This window comes from Membranihabitans maritimus, assembly GCF_021729145.1.
In the GTDB taxonomy this organism is placed as follows: Bacteria; Bacteroidota; Bacteroidia; order Chitinophagales; family Saprospiraceae; genus Membranihabitans; species Membranihabitans maritimus.
Window position 1 is genome coordinate 212,716 of sequence record NZ_JAJSLW010000002.1, and the last position, 24,602, is coordinate 237,317.

At 39.9% G+C, this 24,602-nt stretch carries 15 protein-coding genes; 6 read left to right on the forward strand and 9 right to left on the reverse strand.

Translation table 11 applies throughout. The features are described 5' to 3' along the window. Positions 1-42: 42 nt before the first annotated feature. The 7 genes from LVD47_RS02905 to LVD47_RS02935 all read right to left on the reverse strand — a co-directional run bounded on the left by LVD47_RS02905 (position 43) and on the right by LVD47_RS02935 (position 15,364). Complete coding sequence (locus tag LVD47_RS02905) at positions 43-2,757, reverse strand: endo-acting ulvan lysase-like protein (protein ID WP_236974037.1); 2,715 nt, start codon at positions 2,755-2,757, stop codon at positions 43-45. A gap of 17 nt (positions 2,758-2,774) precedes the next feature. Then, positions 2,775-4,823 (reverse strand): alginate lyase family protein, encoded by a 2,049-nt coding sequence (locus tag LVD47_RS02910; RefSeq protein WP_236974038.1) that lies wholly within the window; start codon positions 4,821-4,823, stop codon positions 2,775-2,777. Then, a complete protein-coding gene (locus LVD47_RS02915) occupies positions 4,820-6,220 on the reverse strand; it encodes a BNR repeat-containing protein (protein ID WP_236974039.1) in 1,401 nt (466 codons plus the stop codon). The genes LVD47_RS02910 and LVD47_RS02915 overlap by 4 nt, the downstream gene beginning before the upstream one ends. Before the next feature lie 5 nt (positions 6,221-6,225). Next, positions 6,226-8,394, reverse strand: a complete 2,169-nt coding sequence (locus tag LVD47_RS02920; RefSeq protein ID WP_236974040.1) for a polysaccharide lyase family 8 super-sandwich domain-containing protein — start codon at positions 8,392-8,394, stop codon at positions 6,226-6,228. A gap of 11 nt (positions 8,395-8,405) precedes the next feature. Further along, positions 8,406-10,304 (reverse strand): heparinase II/III domain-containing protein, encoded by a 1,899-nt coding sequence (locus tag LVD47_RS02925; RefSeq protein ID WP_236974041.1) that lies wholly within the window; start codon positions 10,302-10,304, stop codon positions 8,406-8,408. A gap of 88 nt (positions 10,305-10,392) precedes the next feature. Next, complete coding sequence (locus LVD47_RS02930; RefSeq protein ID WP_236974042.1) at positions 10,393-12,165, reverse strand: RagB/SusD family nutrient uptake outer membrane protein; 1,773 nt, start codon at positions 12,163-12,165, stop codon at positions 10,393-10,395. A gap of 19 nt (positions 12,166-12,184) precedes the next feature. Beyond that, entirely contained in the window at positions 12,185-15,364 is a 3,180-nt protein-coding gene (locus LVD47_RS02935) for a SusC/RagA family TonB-linked outer membrane protein (RefSeq protein ID WP_236974043.1), read from the reverse strand. An 893-nt stretch (positions 15,365-16,257) separates the two neighbouring features. On the opposite strand from LVD47_RS02935, the gene LVD47_RS02940 reads away from it, so the two are divergent. Further along, on the forward strand, positions 16,258-16,500 hold the full coding sequence (locus LVD47_RS02940) for a hypothetical protein (protein WP_236974044.1): 243 nt from the start codon (positions 16,258-16,260) through the stop codon (positions 16,498-16,500). Positions 16,501-16,911: 411 nt separating this feature from the next. Here the strand turns inward: LVD47_RS02940 and LVD47_RS02945 are convergent, their stop codons facing one another. Continuing rightward, positions 16,912-18,846 (reverse strand): heparinase II/III domain-containing protein, encoded by a 1,935-nt coding sequence (locus LVD47_RS02945; RefSeq protein WP_236974045.1) that lies wholly within the window; start codon positions 18,844-18,846, stop codon positions 16,912-16,914. Positions 18,847-18,932: 86 nt separating this feature from the next. On the opposite strand from LVD47_RS02945, the gene mgrA reads away from it, so the two are divergent. From mgrA to LVD47_RS02970, 5 genes are all read left to right on the forward strand, one after another. Continuing rightward, complete coding sequence (gene mgrA / locus LVD47_RS02950) at positions 18,933-19,967, forward strand: L-glyceraldehyde 3-phosphate reductase (protein ID WP_236974046.1); 1,035 nt, start codon at positions 18,933-18,935, stop codon at positions 19,965-19,967. Between the two features lie 216 nt (positions 19,968-20,183). Then, positions 20,184-20,522 (forward strand): PadR family transcriptional regulator, encoded by a 339-nt coding sequence (locus tag LVD47_RS02955; RefSeq protein ID WP_236974047.1) that lies wholly within the window; start codon positions 20,184-20,186, stop codon positions 20,520-20,522. Further along, positions 20,519-21,232, forward strand: a complete 714-nt coding sequence (locus LVD47_RS02960; RefSeq protein WP_236974048.1) for a hypothetical protein — start codon at positions 20,519-20,521, stop codon at positions 21,230-21,232. The genes LVD47_RS02955 and LVD47_RS02960 overlap by 4 nt, the downstream gene beginning before the upstream one ends. After that, the gene (locus LVD47_RS02965; RefSeq protein ID WP_236974049.1) at positions 21,229-21,945 is read left to right on the forward strand and encodes a hypothetical protein; all 717 of its coding nucleotides are present in this window, start codon (positions 21,229-21,231) and stop codon (positions 21,943-21,945) included. Before LVD47_RS02960 ends, LVD47_RS02965 begins: the two co-directional genes overlap by 4 nt. Positions 21,946-21,973: 28 nt before the next feature. Continuing rightward, positions 21,974-22,369 (forward strand): hypothetical protein, encoded by a 396-nt coding sequence (locus LVD47_RS02970; protein WP_236974050.1) that lies wholly within the window; start codon positions 21,974-21,976, stop codon positions 22,367-22,369. Positions 22,370-23,178: 809 nt separating this feature from the next. Here LVD47_RS02970 and LVD47_RS02975 read toward each other — a convergent pair. Further along, positions 23,179-24,597, reverse strand: a complete 1,419-nt coding sequence (locus LVD47_RS02975; RefSeq protein WP_236974051.1) for a SusD/RagB family nutrient-binding outer membrane lipoprotein — start codon at positions 24,595-24,597, stop codon at positions 23,179-23,181. Positions 24,598-24,602: the final 5 nt, after the last annotated feature.

Below are 24,602 nucleotides of genomic sequence, written 5' to 3' on the forward strand. Positions count from 1 at the left end.
AGGATTCAAAATTAATAAATATTGCTCTTCTTTCTACATTTGTTACTCCCTCAATTTTATAACACCTTTTGATTTCGGAGGGATTTGAATGATCACCTTCTCCTCTTCCTTCTTCAATTCCAATTTTTGTTCTTCTTCCTCTATTAAAACCACGGCATTCGAAAATGTTGTATCCTGAATTTCAAATTCAAACCCTTCATTGCAATTTATGCGAAAAGTGTTTTCGTTCATTAGTTGAAGCTCGATAGAACCTATTTCTTCATTACATGATAGTGCATATTTCCCGGATTGGATACTTTTCCCTTTTCCCAAATACATTTTTTGGGGTTTGTTTTTTACGTAATTAAGGACTCCAAATATTCCCCTAAAAGCCATAGAGTCTTTTCTGAATTTCGCAATATTATCATTCCCCTGAAACACGATTTGCTTTTCGTGTGTTGTCCCCTCTATCTCAAGGACAATGTGATTAGATTGAGAATTTTTATTTAATATCTCCACATTAGTAATTTGCGATACACTTTTTTGCTCAGAAGGTTCAAATATGGAGACAAACGGCCTGGACCAGGCTTCTCCGTTTCTGAAAATAGCAAGACCCGGCGTGGGGAGTTTTTTTAATTTATTCGGGGCCGTATTGGAGCGCGGGAATGTTCCGGAATAATATTCCTGGCTCGTACCTCCGGGGAAATATACATTCATATAAGAATTCTCTGAAATGACAAATTGGGCTTTAACGGCTTCTTTATTTGCCCGAGTATGTTTTACATTTTTCAAAAATCGAATACCGGGTTTATCTTCACCAGATAGCGGGTAGGCAGGAGTGGAAAACAATGTTAAGGGATTACTATCCATTGTAAACATTGAAACTGATTTGCCGATATTGTGATATATATAATCATTTCGAACCGGATGGTCAGAACGGTAGATGTCAATATAATAACCAGAAGTATCAGATGTTCGAATAATCCCCATTGTGCGCAATTGATTGGTATTGGTAGAGTGCTCAAAATACCGTGTGTCTGTAAAGGAGAAATTTTCCGAAACAGCTGATTTCCCGGGGGAAGGTTCCATGGCAAAGAGTTCAATGGCTCCAATATCTTTTTCTCCGGCCTTGCCTTTGTAGGGTACCGAACCTGATTGTCCGCCTGCAATTACCGTATTATGGGCTGCCCATTGGGCGTAATATTCAACGTGATCCGGATGATCGTAAGTAGCTCCAGGGCCCGGGTCAGCTCCCATTACCGTTCCATTTCCGTAGAGTTCCATGGCCATGCCATTGTTGTGATTATGATTATAGGAAGCGCCGTTTACTGCATACATTAGACCATTTTTCTTATCGATTCCATTCCTTTGGAAGTAAAATCGGGCAAAGTCCAGTTCACCACTTCTTGGCCAGGAAAGTTCATAACCTTTGGTGTCAGGTAATTCGGAAGCATATGTCAATAGCCCTAGACTGCCGGAAGTTTCACGAGAATATAAACTGTCTGAAATTAGGGTTTCAATAGCCTTGGCAATATTTAATGTGTTTGTATCATCGTATTTTTTTGCATAAACCAAACCAAGTTCCAGGCCCAGAGGGCTTTGAAAGACCCTTTTCGTGTCTCCGAAAGAAGAAACTTTTAGGTTGGGGAAGGAATATTTTAGAAGCGCATAAGATGCCTGAAAAAGAGCAGGATATTTTTGAAAAACGCTATACCCATTCTTTTCGAAAACGACTCCTGAAAGCAATAGATTGGAAACGGGATAATTGTGATATCCCCCGGGTTCTTTCCAGTGGCCATCAGGCGTCAACCATTCTTCGACAGTAGTAGCATAAGACAAGTGACCACAATTGTTTTCAATTGTATCCCTTGAAAAAAAGAAATCCATAAAGAAATCTTTTCGTTCCTGGTTTTCAAGGCTCAGTATAGCCATAGCCAGGGCTGCACTTTCTGCGGCATACCAATTGCTGTGAGCAAACCCATTATAGGTCAATGTCTCAGCAAGTCGGTCAAAGACTACCTCATAGTAATTCATATTGTAGCCTGTTTCCACCATAAATGACTTTAAAAAATCATAGGCAAGAAGAAGTGGCTCATTGTGCCCATCTCCCAGGGTTTGAATGTTTAAATATCCCACGCGGCAAGGGCCTTCTATGGGATCCTGGTAATAGGCGCCACGAGCCCATTGATTGACAATATCCGAAGCAAACTTCGCATATTTCTCCTCTCCATACAACCAGTAAAGAATTGACGCTTTCAAGGCTAGTCTATGGAATTTGCCATTTATAGACCCCACATAGGCCCTGGGATCAATTTTTTCATTTTTCTCAATGTCGGGATTGTAAAGCTCCATTTTCATAGAGGTATCGTATGGTGTCAATTCTTCAATTGATGGGACTTTATACCGGTTGCCCTTTTTAGTAACAGGAGGTCGCTTGTGAGGAGAGTACCTCACCGTAGGACAAGGTGCATCACCTGAATAACTAATGATTTGTGTACCGATGGAATCTGAAACAGCATGTGTATATCTTTTTCCGGGTATCCTGTTCATCAAATACCGACTTAATATCCACGCCGTATCATTTTGATGTCGTTGCACATATGGATCCACATTTGAACGCATGTCTGTAACAATTCTTTGCGCCCATTCATGATTTTTGATTTTATTCAGGATTTTACCTTTATCAGATTGATTTACTAAAAGGTGTGGATTCTGTGAAATTCCTCCATTAGGAAAAAAGCATATGCTCAATAATGACAAGAATAAGAAACGAATCATAGATTAGGGTTCAAATGTTATTTTTCATCAATTACTATATTATCGGTATTATTTAAGGGTAGCGAAACTTCATAAGTAGCATTAGAATCAAATGTTAGCTTTATAGTGATGAACTCCTGATCCTGGTCTATAATTTGAGCTGAAAATTCTGGCATTATGGTGTCATAGGGAACAATTAACCACGGAATTATCACTTCTTCAGATATTTCAGTAGAATAGACACTTGTGTAGTTTTTTAAAACCTTATTATACAATTTGCTATACCAGCCTTGAAGTACTGGTTTTTCCTGCCCTTTAACCAGGTCAACTTTCCAATTGGCTTGGTTAAGAGGGCGAATAAAAAGATTTCCTTTTTTACGTTGGGTAAAGACGGTATTCTCTTCATTTTTTAGGATTTCAAAATCAGGGTTCCAATGCCACAGTGCTTCAATATTCCTGGGGCGATCCGTTTTTATTTTGTCAATAACGATCCAAAACTGATCCTTGAGATAGAAAAAAGTTCTTTGATGTTCTGCCGAGCCTTCAATTCCTGAAAATGGTTCTGCTGTTCCCCAGGCATAATCATATTGATCAGTAAGTTTATACTGATTTTCCTCAATCGCATTTTTAGCCAGCTTGGGCCCAGGACTTTGTTCTTTTCCGTCTACTAGTATAATATTGTGACTTAAAGAACCACGGGCATACTTGCTAAATTTATCTGCTACTTTACCTCTATAGGCAAATCTACCACCGTCCACCAAAAAATCAACCCCATATGCCGCCAGGGAAATGTGAAGTTTATCGCTGTGTTGGTGACCTGATCCCCAAGGGCCTATGTCAAAAAACGACCAATGAGCACTTTCTGAGAAGTTATTTCGGGATACTACTTGTCCAGCCCAGGGAAATATAAGAGAAGAATTTTGTTCTGGTTTGATCCCGGAATCGCCATTACTTGCAAGGTATTCCCAATCTGTACGGCCGTACTTTTGCGCTGCTTCTAGAACTCGCGGACGATTAAAATCAAGGTCGGAATCGTTGTTCATTACCCCGTTTCCATCAGGTCGTATTGACCAGGCAAGGTAGTTCCACATATTTTCTAATTGATCTGTGTAAAACTTTGGAAGCGGTTTGCCTGCACGTTCGCAGATATCATTGAACAAAAGGAAGTTGTGCAATGCTACTGTATGGTAATGGGAGGCCAATTCGGTCTGGACACCGTCAGGATAAACTTGCCCCTTGAGACTTTCTGTCATTTGATCAATGGTATATCCCAACCATTTAGTTGACATTTTAAACTCTGGCCAGGAAGTAGCTAAGGTTGCCAGGCCTGACATTTCCATTGTTAACCAGTTATTTTGTCCGTGAAAATTGTATGCATAATGTGCGTGTTCCGGTAGACTACTAAGTATAAGCAATTGGGTTGCAGGGCTAATCAGGTCAGTGTCAATAAACTGATAAAAGACATTAGACCATACTTTTACTCTAAAACTTGCCTCCAGTCCTCTCCACATGGCAGTGCTGCTCTTTACTTCCGGATATGGCAAGCTCTCAATGACCCAGCTTTTGATAAAATGGTCGATGTATCGAATATATTTTGGATTACGAGTGTCGGAATAAATAGATAATAATTCCCTCACTGGGTAGTGACGATTGAGAGCCCAGGCCCATTCTATATCGCTGTCAGGACCTTCCCATGCCCAGTCCAAATGACCCGAATTATCTCTTGGTACTTTATCAGACAATGCATAAAAACGAAAAATATCTTGCAGGATAGAATCACCTTTTGCACTTGTTTTCGTTGAAAAAGGGGGTAATTCTTTTCGCAAATGCGAAGCAATATTATTGTTTTTATAATATTCCAGGAGTGCGGAACAGGCTTTAACTAAGTCCGCATCATTGTAATAATCATTAACTTGGGCTAATTCCGGAATTTTCAGATCAAGGTCTTTCATTAATTTGTTCATCCGTTCTGGAAACGCTGCACAAACATCTCCTACAGTTGATAATTCCATCCAATGGGTCTGTGCTATGCAGTTTGCACTGGTCAGTAAACTTAAAAGATAGAAACCAATAATTCTGGGTATCATTTATTCTTGATTTTATACAAATATAATTGACTTGGATTAGGCCAGGGTTTGCCTCTTGGCCGGTCTCGATTATTGGGAAGGGTCTCCCACTTTATTATGTATTTGACATCACTTGACTCAGGTTTCCCAGTATCCCCTGTCTTAAGTACCTGGAGTCCGGGAAAATCACCTTCTAATGGAAACGAAATTTCTTTTTCCTTTTTATTTTCCATCGTTTGAACAATGTCAAAATCATTATTTAGTAAAAATGTTTTTTCACCGTGTTTGATGTGGTAGAAGGAAACTTTATATCCAGATTTCGTCCTGGTAAAATCTCGGAATCTCACTTCTTTAACAATACTTCCGCGTCCTTGAAATTCCCACCGATAGTCCCAGTCAGTTATTTGTTTGTATTCCCATTTATCATCTACAAGCCGGGCGATAAAAAATTGCAAATTCCCTTTTGGACCGTACTTGTGGTACACAAAAACTGGCTTTAGGTCCTTGTCGAGACACAATCTTGCAGAGAGATTTATTATTCCTCCACCGGAGGGAATAGGGTCAACAATAACGGATTTATCGTCATAAGTAACTGATATATCTACAGGGTCATCATAAGCATTGTACCAATTTTTCAGGTCAGGGCTCTTAATATATGATAAATCGTGGTTGGTTTCACAGTCCGGAGTATCCCGCCACACCCAATACACGTGATACCAGTTATCTTGTAGTAAAGTAGGTTGGGACTGATAGGCATTCATAAGCCCCTGGCCATCTGTAAGTGGAGCATCCAATAATCGGGTCCATTCCTGCTTTTCGGTTGAATATATATTATAAATTTCATTACCATTACCGCTTCCCCCGTCTCTATAGTGGAAAAGTAGTTCGCCTTCACGGGTTTTCATAAATTTGGGATAGGTGCAGCGGTTTTCTTCTGTTCCGACCATATGGCGATATTGTACCATTTCGGAAACATCGTCCGGATTTTTGCTTCTGAAATACGTCAATGGATGTACATGCATATTACCTGCGAGATGTATATAACCTTCTTTGTCTATGGCTAGGGTAACTGAATTGTGGCTATCCCAACCAAGGATTGTACTGGTTCCACCTGAAGTTTCCCGACGTAGAAGAGGTAATGGATGTAGGTCAAATTTGCTTTCATCGAGATTGCGTTGGCCGACCACCATTTTACGATCTGAATTGTAGTATGCTATATACTGTCGGTTTTCATGCGTAAGTAGACAAAACCCGACGGGGTGTCCCGCCCAAACGCTGTCAATTTTTATCTTATCTAAAATAGCAGGATTTGAAAATCTTTCCTGTGCCGACAAGTTACTAACACCAAAAGAAGTACTTGCAAGAGAGTATATGAAAAGAATTATTTGCACTTTAAATTGCCTGTATTTCGCTGTCATATTTTTTAAAATTTGATATTTACGCTTTGACCGGCATAAACAGTTTGCGGCAATTCTACGGAAAATTCTGTATATCCTTTTTTGGAATCCCAGTATGTATGCACTATTTCATTAGAAAAATAGATTTTATCGTTGATCGCAAAGTGTAGTTTCCCCATTTTTCTTGTAGGGTCCGCTACTGTAATTTCTGTGATTCCTATATTGTTGTAAGTAATCATGATCATTCCGGGGCTGTGAAATATAAGATCTGTGTCCCCAAATATGTTTAGAGTATCATTTTGATAAAAAACTGCTTGAGCGATTTGCAATCGTGAATGATTAACAGCTTGGACTGTGGGAGAATTAGCAGTAACTTCTATCGGGTTTCGGGCTGTGAAATTAATGAGCTTTTCACGATTTGCATTTGGAAGTACAAAATACGTGTATGAGTCATTTTCAGGTTCGTAACCATGATCTAACCAAACTTTAAATATTTCCTTTTCTATCTTTTCTTTAGGGGAATCAGATTGTTCATTGATGTCGTACCAACTACCGGACTGGGTCTTATTGGATATATATACAGAGTCTGTTTCATGTAGCACATAGCCAACCTTGTCATGAAGTATCCATCGGGGCTTTTTAAAATTTAATATTGTATCAATATTGAGTGTTTGAACAGTCTCTCCTGAAATGATGACATCGGAGTTTAAATGGCATTGGTTTAAAGTGGTAACCACATTTCCATCGGATTTTGAGGAAATATTACTTCCGAGACAGACGTATTCATCGTCGAAGAAGAACCAGGACTTTTTCGCTTTTATAGTATCGAATACACTGCTATAATAAAATCCGGCAGCCCCGTACAAACCATTTGTTACGCCACCTGCAAAATCAGTAATGCCTTCTTTTTGTATTTCCCATTTGGACGAGAAAGAAGAATGTTGGACCAGGGTAGTACCGGGAATTTTATGAAAGTCAAAAACCGGGAAAATATCTCGATATTCTTGCCCTGTCCTCGAAATAAAATTTGACCCATTGCCCAGGTAATGATTGCGAAGTCCTTCGCTGTTGTAAGGAACCTCCATATTGTGATTTCGGGTGGAAAACATGCGAACAGAAGTGAAGTAATCAGGTCTTTGATGGGTATGATGTTCGGAGTGCCAGTAAAAGGTATTGTGAGAATGAGATGGTTGTAAATTATTATTCCTTATAGCGATAATCTCTTCCAGTTCATCCTTCCTGTAATCGCCTGAAGCTATCAATCTTTTGGGAGTTGTTGAACCGTAAGGATCCAGGGTTCCAGCCCTGGAAATACTCCTGTTTTTGGCTCCGGGGTCGGGATATTTCCCATGTACCATCATTTTACATATTCCATCCAGGTAATAGTCGGTAAGCATTTTCATAGAATTATCCGAAAAGGAATAAGTAGTGCCCCGAACATAGGCTGCCCACTCTGCAAAAGCATCGGCATACCCTTTGCCATAAGAAAGTGTATTGTTTACACGGTCAAGGCGGTGGTGAAAGCTATAATCATATTGCATGCCACGTGCAGTTGCAAATTTGATCTCACTTTCGATGACTTCTATAACTTTGTCAAATTCCTCTTTATCTTCCTTCACCAAAAGTTGCTTCGCCAGGATTCCGGCAATTTTTATCCGGTCCCCGCTTGGACGGGCACCCGAAGCTTCGAGATGAGCCCGATTAGCTATTTTCAAAGATTCTTCTAGCTGACTTTCTGTAAAAATGTTGTCTTCTTTAAGGATTAGTAGGATCTCCACCAAAGTCCTGGGGATTCCAATTTGATTCCACCACCAGTTTTGGCAGATAAAATCATGCTCTAGCCAATAGTTTAATGCAGAATTTATTGTGGCTTTTACTTGTTCCGAATTATAAAAATTGGATCCTTTACGGACGTAAGATCTACTTAAATCATGAATATTTTCCATATGAATATGGTGTTGAAAAGCAGTTCTTGTAGTATCGACATAGTCAATTCCCGGCCAGGTGCTATCTTCTTGAAAGGTTGCCAATAATTGAGATATTTGACTATCGTCAATAGTAGGGGCCATAATTTCTTTTATAATCCGGTCTTTGATGATAGAGAGGTCGGATTGGGCGTAGGTAGTTTGTTTGCATAAACATCCCATAATAAGAATAATATAGAAAATTACAGCCTTAGACCATGTGCTTTTCATTTCACCGTAAATTACTTCCCTGTCAATCTAATTTTTATTTCCCCTTCCCCATTTTCAAATGTCCAGGAAGGTATGCGTAATTCCACTCTTTTTAATCCTGCTATTTGTCGATCCAATTCAAGGGGAGCAGGATCTAGAGACACAATTGAAATAGAGAACTCAGAATGGGATAAATTTTCTAATTGAATTTGTTTGCCTGCTTGTTTTAATATAGCCCCTCCGTTCACAGGAATTACTTCGGCCGTAGTCATTAGTTGCCAGGTGACTAATTTAGTTTTTTCATTCGTTTTTATTTGATCTTCGATAATCAGGGAGTGTGGACTGTCCTTCGTAAAAGTTCTTTTGATCATATCCAAAGTTCCTTCAAAAACCGGAGACATATCAAATGTGGCAGAAGGCTCAGCTCCTTTAGTAAAATCTTCCAGCGAAGCAAACCCATCAACCACGTGCAATTGGTCATTGACGGTAATAGTACTGTGACCGTAATTGTTTTTGGTGATAAGTGTCCATCGTTCACATTCCTGACAACGACCCCATAAGTTAAACCCCGTTTTTTCCAATTCGTGATAACTTTGGTTTCCCGGGTCAATTACCCAACGAACCCCATTTAATTCCCAAATAAAAGACCCGGCATCCATATTGCCGTGGTTGACGGTTCCCCGTCCACCTTTTCCACCGAAATAATATTGGTTTTCGTCATCGCGAAAAAAAACTATAGGATTATCTCCTTTTCCACTCCAGGCATAGGGCAATGCTGGTTCGATATCTACGGGTTCATATTGGGATAGCCAAACAAGACCTGCGCCGGCATGTCTTGTCAGCTTGCTCATTTCTTCAGGCGCTATCATAAATCGTTCCTTTTCAAAGAACAATGGATAATTATACGTTTTCGCAAACCAGGCCAGCGTCATATCACCATTTTTCCCTCGGTTATCTCCACAATCTGCAAAATTGTAATACATCCCCGAAGGCGCTTCACTTAATTTTTTAAATAAAGCACTTTCTCGAAAAGCCGGGTAATTTGAAATGCCATAATCTTTGCCAAATGCACTTTCCAGCATAGAGGCAGTAAGCACTGTGAACGCCGTACCATATCCCCAGTAAGTAGCACCCTCCGGATACACCCCATCAGGTCCATATTCTACAAGGGCATTCGGCATTCCATCAATTGATCTGCTAATAGTTCTAGCAGCTAATTCGGGGTTTTCATCTGCGATCATAATAGAAGCAGCAATCATTCCCCCGTTACAAACCTGGTTCCAATTATTGGTCCCGTTTACCCATCCGGGTGTCCCATCAAATGAAGGATTGATGCCTTTTTCTATAAGGGCATCTTTCGCTTTTCGTATGGTAGGTTTGGGCAAATCCCCTTCTGTCCAGTCAAGGCCAATAGCGACGGCCATTGCCATTTCAGCGACATCGAGAAAGTGGGATGGGTTCCAATCCGAAAAATTACAAACTGCGAGAATTTCATCATTTATTCGATCGAGAATTTCTTTGTTTTTATCCACCTGGTATACCATCCCCAAAACATTCATACGATATAACATTTCTCTCGACACATGAAGCAATCTTCTTCCCGTTTGAATCCTTTCCAAAAGAGGCTGCTCTATAATTTTGGCAGCGTTTAGCTCAATAGCCCTGTAGACATTTTTTATGACGGGATCAGAATTTAATTTTTGTTGCAGGTTTCTTCTTAGCGGTTTAGTAAGAATTAGTTTAGGACTTTTGTTTCGTAGATTTTCCTTTACATAGTTGGCTGTAAAAGGATTCTCCAATTTTGTGGTATCTATTCTACTTAAATCAGTTTTAGGGTTAGAAGGAAGGTCAAAAATAGCGGCATAAATATTCAAATTTAAAGCTGAAAACATAAGAAATGGAAGCAAGAAATTCTTGGTAATATGAAGCATTTTTGAAATTTTATGATGAAAAAAATGATCCTGATGAATATAATATTATTCACCAGGATCTGTATAAAATATTTAAGATTAAATTAAATTACCAACCCGGGTTTTGCTGAACGTTCGGATTCTGAGAGATTGTGCTGGTAGGAATAGGCCATAAATAGTGTTTATTCTCGTCAAAAACCGGATCAGCGAAGTCCGTTCCCTGATAAATATCGACATAGGGAACTCCATCTACCATGGATGACAATACATTAGCTCCTTCATATCTGGTTTGTGCAGCAGCATCCCATCGAATTCCATAGTCGGGTGTCTCCAATTTTTTACCTTGTTTCCATCTTCTAAGATCATCATATCTTAGCCCTTCCATAAATAATTCAACTCTTCGTTCCCTTCGGATTTCTACAATGAGAGGTGATACGCCGTCACTTGTATATCTTGGATCAACAGGGATGTTGTTGATATCCATATGAGGCATTCCTACCCGATCTCTTAGCAGGTTGATACTTATATCGAGGTCTTCCTGGGAAATGGTCCCCAATTCCGCCATCGCTTCAGCATAATTCAATAATGCTTCTCCATAACGAAGAGTAATTGCTGGTGTGTTGGAAGTATTATATGTAGCGTAAGAAGTATTGGGGTCAAATACTTTAATAATGTGGTATCCTGTCTCTATGGTTTGTCCACCATCCATACCTCGTAATCTAGGGTACGGCCGGGTATCGAAATTTCCATACCCGTATTTCAGTACATCGTCAGGGTGTAATATGGTTTGTCTCAACCTCGGGTCACGGTTTTGGAAAACATCTTCTATGGTAGCATCACCTTCGTATAATGGGGAAAGAGTGATTGGCAGGCCGTCTGTACACAGGTAGTCCTCCACCATACTCTTAGTAGCTCCTCCGTTATAACCACGGTGATAACTTTGGACGTGATTCGTGTATATCCCCAGTTCGTATCTTCTCCAATACATTACTTCGGGAACCCCAGTCAGGTCATCCGTTATCTGGTGGATGGCATTGTAGTCGTTTTCAGGGTCTCCTGTTTGATACAATTCGTAAGGTCCATTATCCATCAATTCCTTTGCAGCTGAAGCAGCTTCTTGCAACCACATGTCCGGATTGGTGCCTCCGTGATATTTTCTCCAGGTTCCTTCGAAAAGGCATATACGAGATTTTACCAATAACGCTGCCCAGCGATTAAGCCGTCCCGGTCCGCCACCATCGCCCCAATCATCGGGTAGATTTTGCGAAGCAAAATTCAGATCATCCAACACATTAGCCATCACCTCCTCACGGGGCGTTCTGCTAGCATAGAGTTCTTCAGAATCTACATTCAATTCCCGGTCTACCCAGGGAGCATCTCCAAATTTCGAAACTTTATCGGCATAAAACCAACCTCGGAACAAACGGGCCTCTGCAGCATATTTGTCCTTTACTTCTTGTGATACATCAGCGGTACCATAATTCTCCAATCCTACATTTATTGCCCGTACAAAATTCCATCCCTTGTAGCCAAACCATTGGGAGCCTGAAGTAACGGTATGTTTTCCGGCCCGAACTTGCTGGTACCTTGTGTGACGTGAATGTCGAGGTGCGATATTATCTGTGAATTCATCCAGGTACCAGATGCCTCCCCAGTGACTTTCAAAGTTTTGGTAATGCCCCATCATAATTGGGACAGCGTCATCATTTCTCGCCAAATCATACAGGCTATTATTATAAACCCTTAAATCGTTTTCTGTATTCCAGAACGTTTCATTACTCACCTCATCGAGGGGGTATCTTTCCAAAAAATCGTCGTTGCAACTTGCCAATCCTAATACGACAAGCAATGCCAGACTATGTTTTATTATAATATTTTTCATCGCGCTATTTTTTATTTAATTAGAAGGTCACGTTAGCACCCAGAGAAAAAATTCGTTGCAGAGGATATTCTACAGCACCGTTGAAATCTTCACCTGATAATACATTGGTATGTAAGTTTTCCGGATCCAACGGTTTTCTCATACCTGTCATTTCAAATAGATTCATTCCAGCTAGATACAACCTAATCCCGCCAATGCCTATTCGCTGGGTAAAATCGGAATTAAAGTTGTAGCTCAAAGTGAGATTTTTTAATCGCATATAACCTGCGTTCTGAATAAACCTTGATTGTGTTTGTAAATTTTTCTTTGTATTCGTTGAAAAATGTGGTGCTGGAAAATAAGCGTCCCGATTGTCCTCGCTCCAGGTATCAGTGATATAATACCATTCTACATGTCCTGCATTGAAAGGGAAGAACCATGTCCAGTTATTGGCTGATGGCCAGTAGTCCCTTTTGCCAACTCCCTGGAAGAATGATGTTAATGACCAGTTTTTGTAGTGAAGGTCTAAATTGATTCCAAAGCTGTAACGCGGTGTAGAATTCCCAATAATCTTTCTATCGCCCGGATCATCCAATGTTTCTTTACCAGGACTGATTTTACCATCTCCATTAAGGTCTGCATAGCGGATGTCTCCGGCTCGCCAGTTGGCTCCATCCGGTACTTCGCTTTGATCCGGAGAAGACGCTACTTCTTCATCCGTTTGGAAAATACCAACAGTCTCATATCCCCATATTTCTCCTATTTTTTGTCCCTCATAGTATTCGGATAGTGCACCTGTAGGATTATCATACTTTGTGATAGTTGTTTGCCAGTCTGACAATGCTAAAGTTACTCTATAATTAAAATCACCACCAATATCATCCCGCCAGGTCAAGGAAGCTTCCCATCCATTGGTTTCCAGATCTGCTGCATTGGCTTGAGGTGCATCGGTTCCCAGAATATTCGGATATTCTACATCAGTTAACATGTCTTTTGTTTCACGGGTGTATATATCAAAGGAAGCATCCAAACGCTGGTCAAGAATGGTAAAATCTACCCCTAAGTTTTTTGAGATAACAGTTTCCCAGGTTAGTGTAGGGCTTACCAGTCCTGCTGCCGAAACATAAGGGGTTCTGGTTCCACCAGACATCATATATGGAGATGTACCTATTCCCATAGTAGATATATATGGATAGTAATTATTACCCAGTAGTTGGTTCCCGAGCGTTCCATAACTGGCTCTTATTTTAAGGTTACTCATAAAATCCCGGGTAGCCGCCATAAAGTTTTCTTCTGAGATCCTCCATCCCACTGAGAAGGAAGGGAAGAAACCAAAACGATCATCCTTTGGAAACCTTGAAGTGCCATCGTATCTTCCGTTAGCTTCAAATAAATATTTATCGTCATAAATATAGTTCAATCGGTAAAAGGCTCCTCTCAAAGAAACATGGGATTTACTTCCAAACGTCTGTTGATTGCCCGTCGTTGCATTTAGATCAGTAATAAGAGGCGTAATAAGCGTATTGGCCTGGGAACGAGTGTAGGAGTTCTTACCCCATTCCTGGTTGAAACCAACCATTGCTTTAAGATAATGATTATTAAACTGATCCAATTGGTATTCTGCATATGTGTTTAATACAAAGTACTGGTTGTAGTTATTTCGATTGTCAATCCAGTCATTCCCACTAAACCCGTTTCCTATGATCAAGTTAGTTAGGTCTTGGTTTTCAATTACATCAATTTTGCTCGCGACATCCTGATAATCTCTGTGATACGTATTATAAGAAAATTCTCCTCGGAATTTCAAGCCGGGCAAAGGGGTTAGAGTCGCTCCCTGTGACAACCATGTATCATTGACCGTAAAGGTTTCCCTTCCTCCCTGATCCAGATACGGGAAAAAGTTCAAACTAGCAAAGTGCATACCTATATATTGCTCATATTCGGATCGGTCTCCGGGCGTTAGGTAGTATTCCAGGTCCGGAAAGTCAATGGGCAAAATGGGATTTACCCTGGCTACTGTATTTATGTTGACATCCCAGTTATAAAAGTGGGGTTTGTCACTTATCTGGGCATTAAATACGATTTTTTCGTCGAGACTTAACCAGTCGTTGATTTGAAAGTCTGCTTTCATTAACGCATTGTACCGTTGAAAGCTTTCATTGTTTTCATGATCCAGATATCCCGCTTTATTTAAAGCACCAAATGACACGTAATAGTTGGCACTTTCTGTAGCTCCTGACACGCTGAGGTCATATTTTTGCTGGGGAGCAAATTCTGTCATCAAACGGTCCTGATAATTATTATATCCGTAATATTGCAAAACACCGTCTTGTACGCCCCAGGCAGGCCCTCCTTCTTCAGAATATTTTCTCACATTTTCTATAAATTCATCGTTGAAAGCTGGAGAACCATTAGTTCTCATACTGGCATTGTTTCTTGCTTTCACAAACTCATATGGGTCCGTAACCGGGTCCATGTTGAAAATGGGTTTTGCTTCTGAAAGTTCAGTAGAAAGCTGAATATTTACTTTTCCCTGTTTACCTTTCTTGGTTTCTACCAGTATAACACCGAATGCTGCCCTAGCACCGTAAACTGCTGCTGCCGAAGCATCTTTTAGTACATTTACACTCGCTATATCATTTGGATTGATACGCTCAAGATCCATAGGCACCCCATCTACCAGGATTAGTGGGGATCCACCATTGATGGATTCAAATCCCCTGATATTGAAATCGGCAGATCGCGTAGGGTCACCATTCCTGATAGAGACGTTGAGATTGGGGATCAACCCCTGTAATCCTTGCCCTACACTGGGGATAGGCCGGTTTTCAAGCGCCTCGCTGGTGACAGATGAAACGGCTCCTGTAAGATTCACCTTTTTCTGAGAACCATAACCCACTACCACCACTTCGTCGAGTGTTTCTAGGTTGGGTTCCAGTGAAACGTTAATTTCAGCCTTACCTTCTACCGGAATCTCCATACTTTGATAACCGATATACGTAAATAAAAGGACAGCATCAGAAGCTACGTTTTCAAGGGAGTAATTCCCGTCAAAATCTGTAGATGCACCTGTGGTCTGACCCTGTACAATTACATTTACGCCAATAAGTGCCTGGCCTTCTTCGTCAGTAACATTACCCGAAATATCCACTGTATTTTGGGCATGTAGAATAGGTATTGCTAATAATACCCATGCTAACATAAAAATTAGTCTTCTCATTGAAAGTTAATTTTATTTAATAAAAAACATACAAGTATCACGCATTTGCACAAACGTTTGCGCAAATGATTAGAATAAAACTTAATTTATAATAGCTACTACTTAAGCTATTATTAAATGCCTAAAGTTTATTAAAGTTATTTATCAGAGTTAGAGAGTTATCTTCACATCCATATAATTATTGTGGTTTTACAATTATTACATCATATAGTGTTTGTCTAATATAAAAAGTTTTTACAAAATTAAGAAATCGAAAATAAATACTTCATTATATCTCATGTCAAAAATATCATATTGTTTGACTTAAATTCATGTACTTTTCACACTTATCGTGGTACTTTTCAAGCATATTCTAAAATAAATGTTAAATAATTATTTTTATATCCTTTTAATTAACGTTTGATAGAGTGTTTCTGTGGTGGTAAATATCGTGGTTTAACAATATTGTAGATTAATATTTTGGTTTTATGCTAGCTGTTTTTGGATATAGGGGCCTATCTTATGAGTTTTCCTTGGTTGGAAATTATCTTTCCCAGCCAATACTTTTCTCAGTGTTTTGAAAATTACCAGGTGATTTTAAAGAGTGAAGTCTTGTGTAGCAATCAGATATAGTAGTAATAATCACAAAGATCTTATTTGTAATGTTTATCATGTTCTTTATGACCTTTGCCGTTGAATATACAAATTTCTGCATAAGTATTGGGAGTCGTTTGATGTTAATTAGAAGGCTGAATTCGATGAAAATTTAGAATTCACCCACCTGGGAATAGTTAGTTTCGACAAAAGTAGTTGACTACAATGGAGACAATTTATAGTCTATTGCGGAACAAGGATCGCTGTTTTGACAGGGTTAGGACTTTCTTTAGTGCGAAATCAGTTCCAGATTTGAAAGAATGGGTGAATATATTACTTTGCCTATGCTTTTTATCCTGATAAGGACACACGAAACTACCGTAGAATACAGCGTAAGGACAGTCAGGGCAGCTACATTTGATTTACCTCATTTTCCATCTGAAAGCATGTATATTTGGCGAGTGCTGGTTGGTGCCATAAAAGATTTAATCCGGGCAAAACAATATATTTTTCGTACAGGTTTCTCAGCCTGCAATTGCTATGACGTTCAGGGTGGGCATTGAACATACGTCAGGTTTCGCGTTTTTTCGAAATGGCAAAATATTAATTGTGAGGTCGTTATGGAATAAATGCTAATTTGTTAGTGTTGTGTCACGCCTCTCAATTTAGGGTGTAAATATATTCTAATTTCCTATTGTGTCCGGAGGTTTGTCGTCAGGAGATTACCTTTGACATATTATTTTTAAAATCAACTATATTAAAAGGTAGTGTTGTCATTATTCTGCGAAAGCCTCTGGGATTGTAGTCCTTAAAAGGGGTAAGGGATAGGAGAGTGAAAAGGTAATGAGTAGTTTCTATAGAACGAAATAAAATTTGCTTAATGTTAATAGAATTGAAAATTGATAAAATATTATATTATGAATCGTAAAACAATTAGTAAGTTCCGGTTTGATTTATTTAATTTATTTGTTCTGTTAATCTAATTTTGAAATCTTGAAAAAGTACTTTCCGTTTGTACTTAACGTTTTTGCCTTCAATGTGAGTCTATAGATTCTTTCTCCCCAAACCCTTGAAAGCCTTTCGTCGTCAATAAATATTGCTTCTGAACGAACCTCAAAAATTTTATCATTATAAGAAAGTTGAACGGACTTTCCGTCCTTTCGTAACTCTATAACACCAGGATGAGCAATTATTGGCTTTGACCAGGTCATAAAGTTGATTTCATTATTTATTTCAGGATTATTTAATTCAAATTTATCTCTGATTTCAATTTCATCTTTATCGTTTACACTGTAAGATCGTTTCCATTCTTTAATGCCGGCTTCTGGTTTATATGCTTTTGCCAGGTTCAATGAAAATGAGGGGTTACCGGGGTCAAAGTCTACCCCGGTTGCTTTAAACTCACTACCTTCTTTTTGAGCATACCCATTAATTACCGGAAGATTGTGGTAATTACTCTGCATAGTCCAGATAGAATACCTTTCGCTACTAAAGGTCTGCCGTGTGTAGGTTCCTACTCCGGCATCTATAAAAAAGGGAATATTGTCCAGATATAGCGAAAAAGTTCCAACATCATTATGGTTGTGACTTTCTCCGTTATACCCCCCTTTCGCGGCGAAATAAAAGCCACTTTCTGTTTTGAAATAACAGAATTCAGTTTGCGGATACCAGGTATATTGAAACCTGGGCAATTCTGGTTTTGTTTCTTTTAGCTCTGGCTGAACAAGCAAAGCCTCTAAACTCCTGAATATGTCCCGACCGCTGGGAATGGATTTGTCCATTTGGTCTCTGTGGAATAAATAGGCGGCAAAATGTTTCATTTCATCGCTGCCTACAGATTTCCCATATCGGTAAATCACATATTTGTCACCCCCTCCCCTTGCTGAAGCATCAGCAAAATTTACAACCCATCCGTCACCTACATAAGATCGACCGATGTACTCTCCCATGTTGTGAATTATTGGTTGGTCATATATTTCTACTTTTCCGGAAGTAGCCATCGATAGAATATCAAGGTAATCAAACATTTTTCCAGCTGCATGGCCCCAATAAGAAGGACCTTCCTCACAGGCACCGTCCTCATGGGTGTAGTTGATAAACTCATCTACCGAGCGCATCGACCTGTAAACGGCATTTGCCAACCGGTCCGGATCCTCTTCCATTAGAAGGAAGCAGGTTAGTACATTAAAATTGCACCAGGGATTCCAATTATTAACCATTCTTCCTTCTCTTCCATCAAGTGCCTGCCACCAAAAATCACTTCGTTCCATGTACGGCGTTAAAATGCGGTCTTCTATATTATGACGAAGTCTTTTAGCAATTAAGGGACTGGATTTATCAAATTCATCTTTGAAAAAATAATATACCCACGAATAAAAAGAACCTAAATCTCCTGCAGTTAAATCAATAGTGTATTCATATGGATCGGGAACAGACCTTCCATTGGACTGAAAAGAGGGTAAATGTGCCGAAAGCACCCATGTAGTCATTTCACAGGCAAACCAGGTGCCATTTATAATTTGATCTATAAAACGTCCCTTCCCTTCAGCCAATTCTGCCATTACTAAAGCAGCCATGGCTGAATTGTTTTGACCAAAGGGTCGTTGCATTATTACTCTTGAGCCACTTTTTTCAAATTCGGTATAATCGGTAAATTTCACTACTTTCCAATCGTAATCGAGATATTCTTCTCCTTTGGAAATCAAATCGTACTTTATGCCATTTGTTAATTTATCCCAACCTTTTCTATCCTTATAGCTGGGATACGGAACCCATTCTTTATGGGTCTGCAGGACCGATTTCAATTCTTCCGGTGTAATCTTCGTTTGGAGTAAGTTCCTACTTTCATAGCTATACAATAAAACGTTTGCGGATACTAAACAAAGGATCAGGGTAAATAGATTTTTCATCGGATGATTATTAATTAGGTGTTTAAAGTTTTTCTATTTTTGGAGATATTGCGATTTTCAACTTTTGAAAGATAATAGAATAAAATATGAATTGGAAGCCTTCGGATCAGCGATATTCAAATATGATTTATAATTATTGTGGGAAGAGTGGATTGAAGTTGCCAGCTATTTCTTTGGGATTGTGGCATAATTTCGGTTATGATGTCTCCCATGAACGGAAGCAAGCCATTTGTAGAAGGGCTTTTGACCTGGGTATTACGCATTTTGACCTGGCAAATAATTATGGGCCGCCCCCCGGCAGTGCAGAAAAATCTTTTGGTCGCATTCTGAAGGAAGATTTTGCAGGATATCGCGACCAGCTTCTTATTTCTTCAAAAGCCGGTTATGATATGTGGCCTGGCCCTTATGGCGAATGGGGTAGCCGAAAATATTTGATTGCCAGTTGCGACCAGAGCCTGAAGAGAATGGGGTTGGATTATGTAGATATTTTTTATTCCCACCGTTTTGATCCTAATACCCCATTGGAAGAAACCATGATGGCACTGGATCATATAGTGCGATCCGGAAGAGCTTTGTACGCAGGAATTTCTTCCTATAATTCGGATAGAACCCGGAGAGCTGTTGCTATAATGAAAGAACTGGGAACCCCGTGCCTCATCCATCAACCGAGTTATTCCATGCTCAATCGCTGGGTCGAAGACGACGGGTTATTAGATACGCTGGAAGAAGAAGGTGTCGGTTCTATTGTATTTTCCCCGCTGGCACAGGGTATGTTGACCGACAAGTATTTGGGAGGTGTGCCGGAAACCAGCAGGGCCGGAAAGGACAAACCCTCTTTTCGCCCGGATTTCCTCAATGATCAAAATCTGGAAAATATACGTGCCCTCAATGAAATAGCAAAAAAACGGGGACAATCCCTGGCGCAGATGGCTATAGCCTGGGTACTCAAAAAGGGAAGGGTGACTTCTGCCCTGATCGGTGCCAGCAAGCCGGAGCAGGTAGAGGACTGTATTGGTGCGTTGGACAATCTTAATTTTTCTGAAAATGAATTAAAGGAGATCGACCAATATGCCAAAGATGGGGCCATCAATATCTGGGCACAGTCTGCGGAGCTGGAATGATGTCACGGGTTTGATGAATTATTACATTTTATGTGGATTTAGAATTCTAAACTCGATTATCTTTTTTTGTTCAGCATTCTGAATTGGAAGTTTTATTAAATATAATCATTTATTAAAGTAAGTGAAACTATTACATAGTAATCAAGTATTAATGTAAACGGACATTGATCCCGGTGTGCAGGCTCTTACCTAAGATTTTTATGTATATTTGCTTTTATGAATTCGAAACTATTGCGGGGAACACTGGATTCCATCATCCTAAAGCTGCTATCCGAAAACGATGAAATGTACGGATATGAAATGACGCGTGCGGTTAAGGAACTGACCGAAGGAGAAATTGAATTGACTGAAGGGGCACTGTATCCGGCACTCCACCGACTGGAAGCTAAAGGAGTATTGGAAACCCATACGAAGTCAATTGGGAATCGATACCGGAAGTACTACCGTTTGACAGAAAGCGGGAAAGGAGAAACTGCTTCAGCGCTCACTGAAATGGATCGATACATGAGTGCCCTCCAACTTATTTTTCACCCCACTAACCGATCATTGACATGAAAAATAAGCCACAACTCAGTTCTGAAGAGATCGATAAACTATTCCACTTTGTACAAAGCAAATACGTCGACTTCAAAGATGTACAATACGAGATCGTAGACCACCTGGCTACAGCCATTGAAGAAATCCAGCAAAAGGATCCTGAAGTGTCGTTTGAAAATGCCCTGACTCAAGTGTATGCCCGATTTCCCGTTTCAGGATTTGCTAATTGGGTAACGAAAATAAAAAACGAAATGGATCGAAAAAGCCGAAGGCAAGGTTGGATTTGGGTAAAGCGATTTTTTGGTTTCGGGGAAGTATTAATTACTATCTTACTTGCTACGGTTTTCATATTGCTAGTGAACTACTACGGTATTTTTGGAGTAGTAGGTAGCCTGGTGGCAATAAGCGCATATCTTAGATTTTTACAAATTTATCCGCCGCGCAGGAAAAAGGAGTGGGTTAGCTTAAAAAGAGAATACTGGGTAGTTTTTTCCTATTTAGACGGTTTTCCTTTAAACTTCAGAGAACCATTTCTACATCCCTCACTGGCAGCTTTACTGATTCTACAGATTTCATTTCACTTTGTTCCACAGTTTATTCTGATTCCAGCTTCCCTGTTTTTGGCGTGGTATTGTGTAGTGGCATATGCTGCTACCTATATTTTCCCTTCCTGGCTAGCTGAAGAAATTGACCAAAAATACACCCACCTGAATATTGCATTATCATGAGAGAGGATGTACCACAACTCGGTCCAAATGAAATAGACAAGTTATTCCAATTTGTGAAGGGTAAATATGTACGTTACCGGGATGTCCAATACGAGATCGTGGATCACCTGGCTACAGCCATTGAAGAAATTCAACGAATTAATCCGGAAATCACTTTCACTGATGCATTGGCTAAAGTTTATGCGAGATTTCCCGTAACCGGGTTTGCGCAATTGGTAGCCATCAAACAAAAGCAAATGAACCGGTACTGGACACGTAGGATCGGAAGGTGGCTATTGCAGTATTTCAGGCCACCGCAGGTAATTGTTACGTTTGGGTTGTCCGGGTTGTTTTACTGTATTCTTCACTTTACCGGGGCTATGGGTATACTCGGAATGTTGCTATTTATATGGCTATTGGCAGTTGTGCTGAGAAGTAAATCCCCTCATGACAGACAGTTCGAAAATCCCGAAAGACGTAAATATTTAGTCATTGATTCATTTTACAATACTGTTCCAATGGCCCTGGCACAGCCCATTGGGTTTTTGTGGGGTTTTGTACAATTTGTTGACGATATCCGCTTCGAATATATTCCGGTTTCTGACACTATTATTATTCCCCTTTCGATATTCTTGGCCCTTTACTGCATTCTTACCTATGCGGCTAATTATATTTTTCCATATTGGCTGGAAGAGGAGATAGAGGAGAGGTATGGGCATTTAGAGTTTGTGTAGATTTTGCTTGTTCTAAAATACAAACGTAATGAATCGAAAAATGCAAAATTTAATACTAGTTCTGTTTCTGGTTTTTGTTGCCGGAGGGGTGTGGCTGTACGTTACCTTCTCCGATTACTTTGGATCAAAAGTCTCCAAAACGGTAGTAATTGAGGATTTTAATCAAAGAATTGTAGATTCCCTGGTAGCCAAACCAAATAAATCGTATTCAACATACTTTGTCAAGATCAACGGATTTGTCAATGATTCGGTTTATGTACAAATGTGGAAGGAGGGTTTTAGAATAAAGCTTTTCGGGACTATTGATACGGTATTTAGATCTGATTTTTATGGAGGTGAGAGAAGTAAAGGAACCCGACATTTTATTTTTGATCCGTACAAAGCCGATGAAGGGAATTTGGAGATAAACTATTCGATTCAGTAGCTAAAGTAAAGGTAAATACATATGTCTATCGCGCCAGGTGAAGAGAAGGTTGTGCATCCTGTAATTATTGTATTCACGGAATGGATCTGAATCCCGTGTCAGCGTAAAAAGAACAAATGAGAAATGAATCAATCAGCATCTCGACAGGTAATGTATCAAACGGACTTTATCTTCTTAACTCGCTTTATTTATGACAAGATCATGAATAATGGCGATGATTGATTGTAATTAATTGATATACAATTAATCGTGCCAGGATTAACCCAGGCAATTTCAAAATATTTAGCACCCAAACCTGCCGGATACAGGCTGGTTTGAGGAATGATTAAAAATTTAAATACTGTCTAGAGTTGTATAACTCTTTCTTATTCAATGCCTTAAGATTCTGGCATCATGCAGACATTAATCGTCTGTAGCCTGCTAGCGGTGCTAGAACCACTATCTTCAACCATCGGGCGAAAAATTCGGTTAATTTTTCTATCTAACAAAACCACATCACGGTTCTCGTCATCCCGCAGTTAATGCCCCCCAAAGGGATCATTATGTGACGGGACTGACCTGACGATCTTTCCTTAAATTGTCAGGAACAGACTCTCCCAATAAGTCCTTCGCGACCTGACAAGATCTTTATTTTGTTAGCACTTTTAGCCTTATGCCATGGGCATCCCATTGGGGCTAACCTTATGTTGTATTCAATTTCGGGTTAAGAACTGGAATTAAAAGAATGGTTAGAAGAATTACAATAAAAAACCCGGAGCACTCCATTTAAAGTTCCCCGGGTAATTTAGATCTATAACGTATATGCTAAATCAATTATCCCAATACACCGGATCAGTCAATCCGGAGATCTCGGGGACATTGGATCCATTCCTCGACATTTCCGTGTCGGGGAATTGCAGTCTACGGATAAAATCCGGTAATTGTGCACCTTCGGGCAATTCAAAATCAGTGTACTGATAGTCAAACCTTCTCGCATCGTTCCAGGTTTCAGGATTGAGGAAAAGTGCAATATACTTTTCGTTCATAATATCGAGTAAGGTAAGGTTCCCGGCAGATAAACCCGGGTATTTGTCTGCGATAAAAGCATTCTGGTCTTCGGTAGACACACCAATTTTGGTCATATTGGACTTGATGCCTTCTACAAAAGCATCCATCGCCCGTTGCTTGTCATCAGTGCGGAAGGCTGCTTCCGCTTCGATAAATTTTTGCTCTGAATAGGTAAATACCAATAAAGGAGCTTCTTCGCTTGAATAAAATCCTGATGTCTCCAGGTAGCATTCTACCTGCACGGTTCCATCCCCTCTTCGGCCCGCACCATTGGGTGTGCCAAGAAAGGTGGTTTCCCCGTCTTCTTCAAAAGGTTCGGTGATTAACGGAAGCCGGGGGTCGAAAACGCCAAAAGTTGTCCCGTTTAGCGCATCAATAAACTGCTCGGAAAGCCATCCGCCCAATACCAGGTTGTCATTGTCAATAGCTACATCAGCCCATGGATTACGAACATCAAAGGTAGTTAATTCGGCATCATCTTCATTCCCTTGGAGACCACTGCCAAGGGCAGAAAGAACAACTGCGGGATCGTAGGAGCCTTGCTTGGAAAAGTGATTCAAATATCGTGCTTTCAGTCCATTCGCTAATTTAATCCATCGGGTTACATCTCCTCCATAAAATAAATCCTTTGAAGCGGTAATGGCACGAGTCTCACCCCCTGAATTAAGGAGGGAAATACTTTCGTCTAACAGGGATAATACGGTGTTGTAAATTTGTTCGCCACTATCGTATCCGGGTTGGATAATTTCTCCTGAAAAAGCTTCTGAATAAGGTGCACTTTCCCAACTATCAGCTACGTATGAGAGATTGATCGCCATTATGATTTTGCCTACCCCGGCATATAAATCAGCTCCCTGCTCTTCCGCATTGTTGATTAGGTCATAAGCATCTGTCATTACACCATACAGGTTTCCCCAGGCTGTTGAATAATTCACTTCGTCATATGTATCTGTTGGGGATCCCTGGTTGGGGGATGCCAAATACTGAGTAAAGTAAGAAGTGTACCCATTACTTACCCTGTATGCATTAACAGGAGTCTGGTGCGTTACCCTGTTCAAAAGTCCGTCGATCGGTGAACTGGTAGCTACATTGGGATTATCATTAACATTGAGGTATTCCTCACAGCCCATAGTGAAAATCAAACTGCAAAAAACAATCGCATTTATTATATAGTTTTTCATTTTTA

Coding starts and splice junctions, on each gene's coding strand:
- LVD47_RS02910 (WP_236974038.1), bottom strand. CDS start 4,823: ATGATACCCAGAATTATTGGTTTCTATCTTTTAAGTTTACTGACCAGT.
- LVD47_RS02975 (WP_236974051.1), bottom strand. CDS start 24,597: ATGAAAAACTATATAATAAATGCGATTGTTTTTTGCAGTTTGATTTTC.
- LVD47_RS02970 (WP_236974050.1), top strand. CDS start 21,974: ATGAATCGAAAAATGCAAAATTTAATACTAGTTCTGTTTCTGGTTTTT.
- LVD47_RS02935 (WP_236974043.1), bottom strand. CDS start 15,364: ATGAGAAGACTAATTTTTATGTTAGCATGGGTATTATTAGCAATACCT.
- LVD47_RS02965 (WP_236974049.1), top strand. CDS start 21,229: ATGAGAGAGGATGTACCACAACTCGGTCCAAATGAAATAGACAAGTTA.
- mgrA (WP_236974046.1), top strand. CDS start 18,933: ATGAATTGGAAGCCTTCGGATCAGCGATATTCAAATATGATTTATAAT.
- LVD47_RS02905 (WP_236974037.1), bottom strand. CDS start 2,757: ATGATTCGTTTCTTATTCTTGTCATTATTGAGCATATGCTTTTTTCCT.
- LVD47_RS02915 (WP_236974039.1), bottom strand. CDS start 6,220: ATGACAGCGAAATACAGGCAATTTAAAGTGCAAATAATTCTTTTCATA.
- LVD47_RS02960 (WP_236974048.1), top strand. CDS start 20,519: ATGAAAAATAAGCCACAACTCAGTTCTGAAGAGATCGATAAACTATTC.
- LVD47_RS02940 (WP_236974044.1), top strand. CDS start 16,258: ATGGGTGAATATATTACTTTGCCTATGCTTTTTATCCTGATAAGGACA.
- LVD47_RS02925 (WP_236974041.1), bottom strand. CDS start 10,304: ATGCTTCATATTACCAAGAATTTCTTGCTTCCATTTCTTATGTTTTCA.
- LVD47_RS02945 (WP_236974045.1), bottom strand. CDS start 18,846: ATGAAAAATCTATTTACCCTGATCCTTTGTTTAGTATCCGCAAACGTT.
- LVD47_RS02930 (WP_236974042.1), bottom strand. CDS start 12,165: ATGAAAAATATTATAATAAAACATAGTCTGGCATTGCTTGTCGTATTA.
- LVD47_RS02920 (WP_236974040.1), bottom strand. CDS start 8,394: ATGAAAAGCACATGGTCTAAGGCTGTAATTTTCTATATTATTCTTATT.
- LVD47_RS02955 (WP_236974047.1), top strand. CDS start 20,184: ATGAATTCGAAACTATTGCGGGGAACACTGGATTCCATCATCCTAAAG.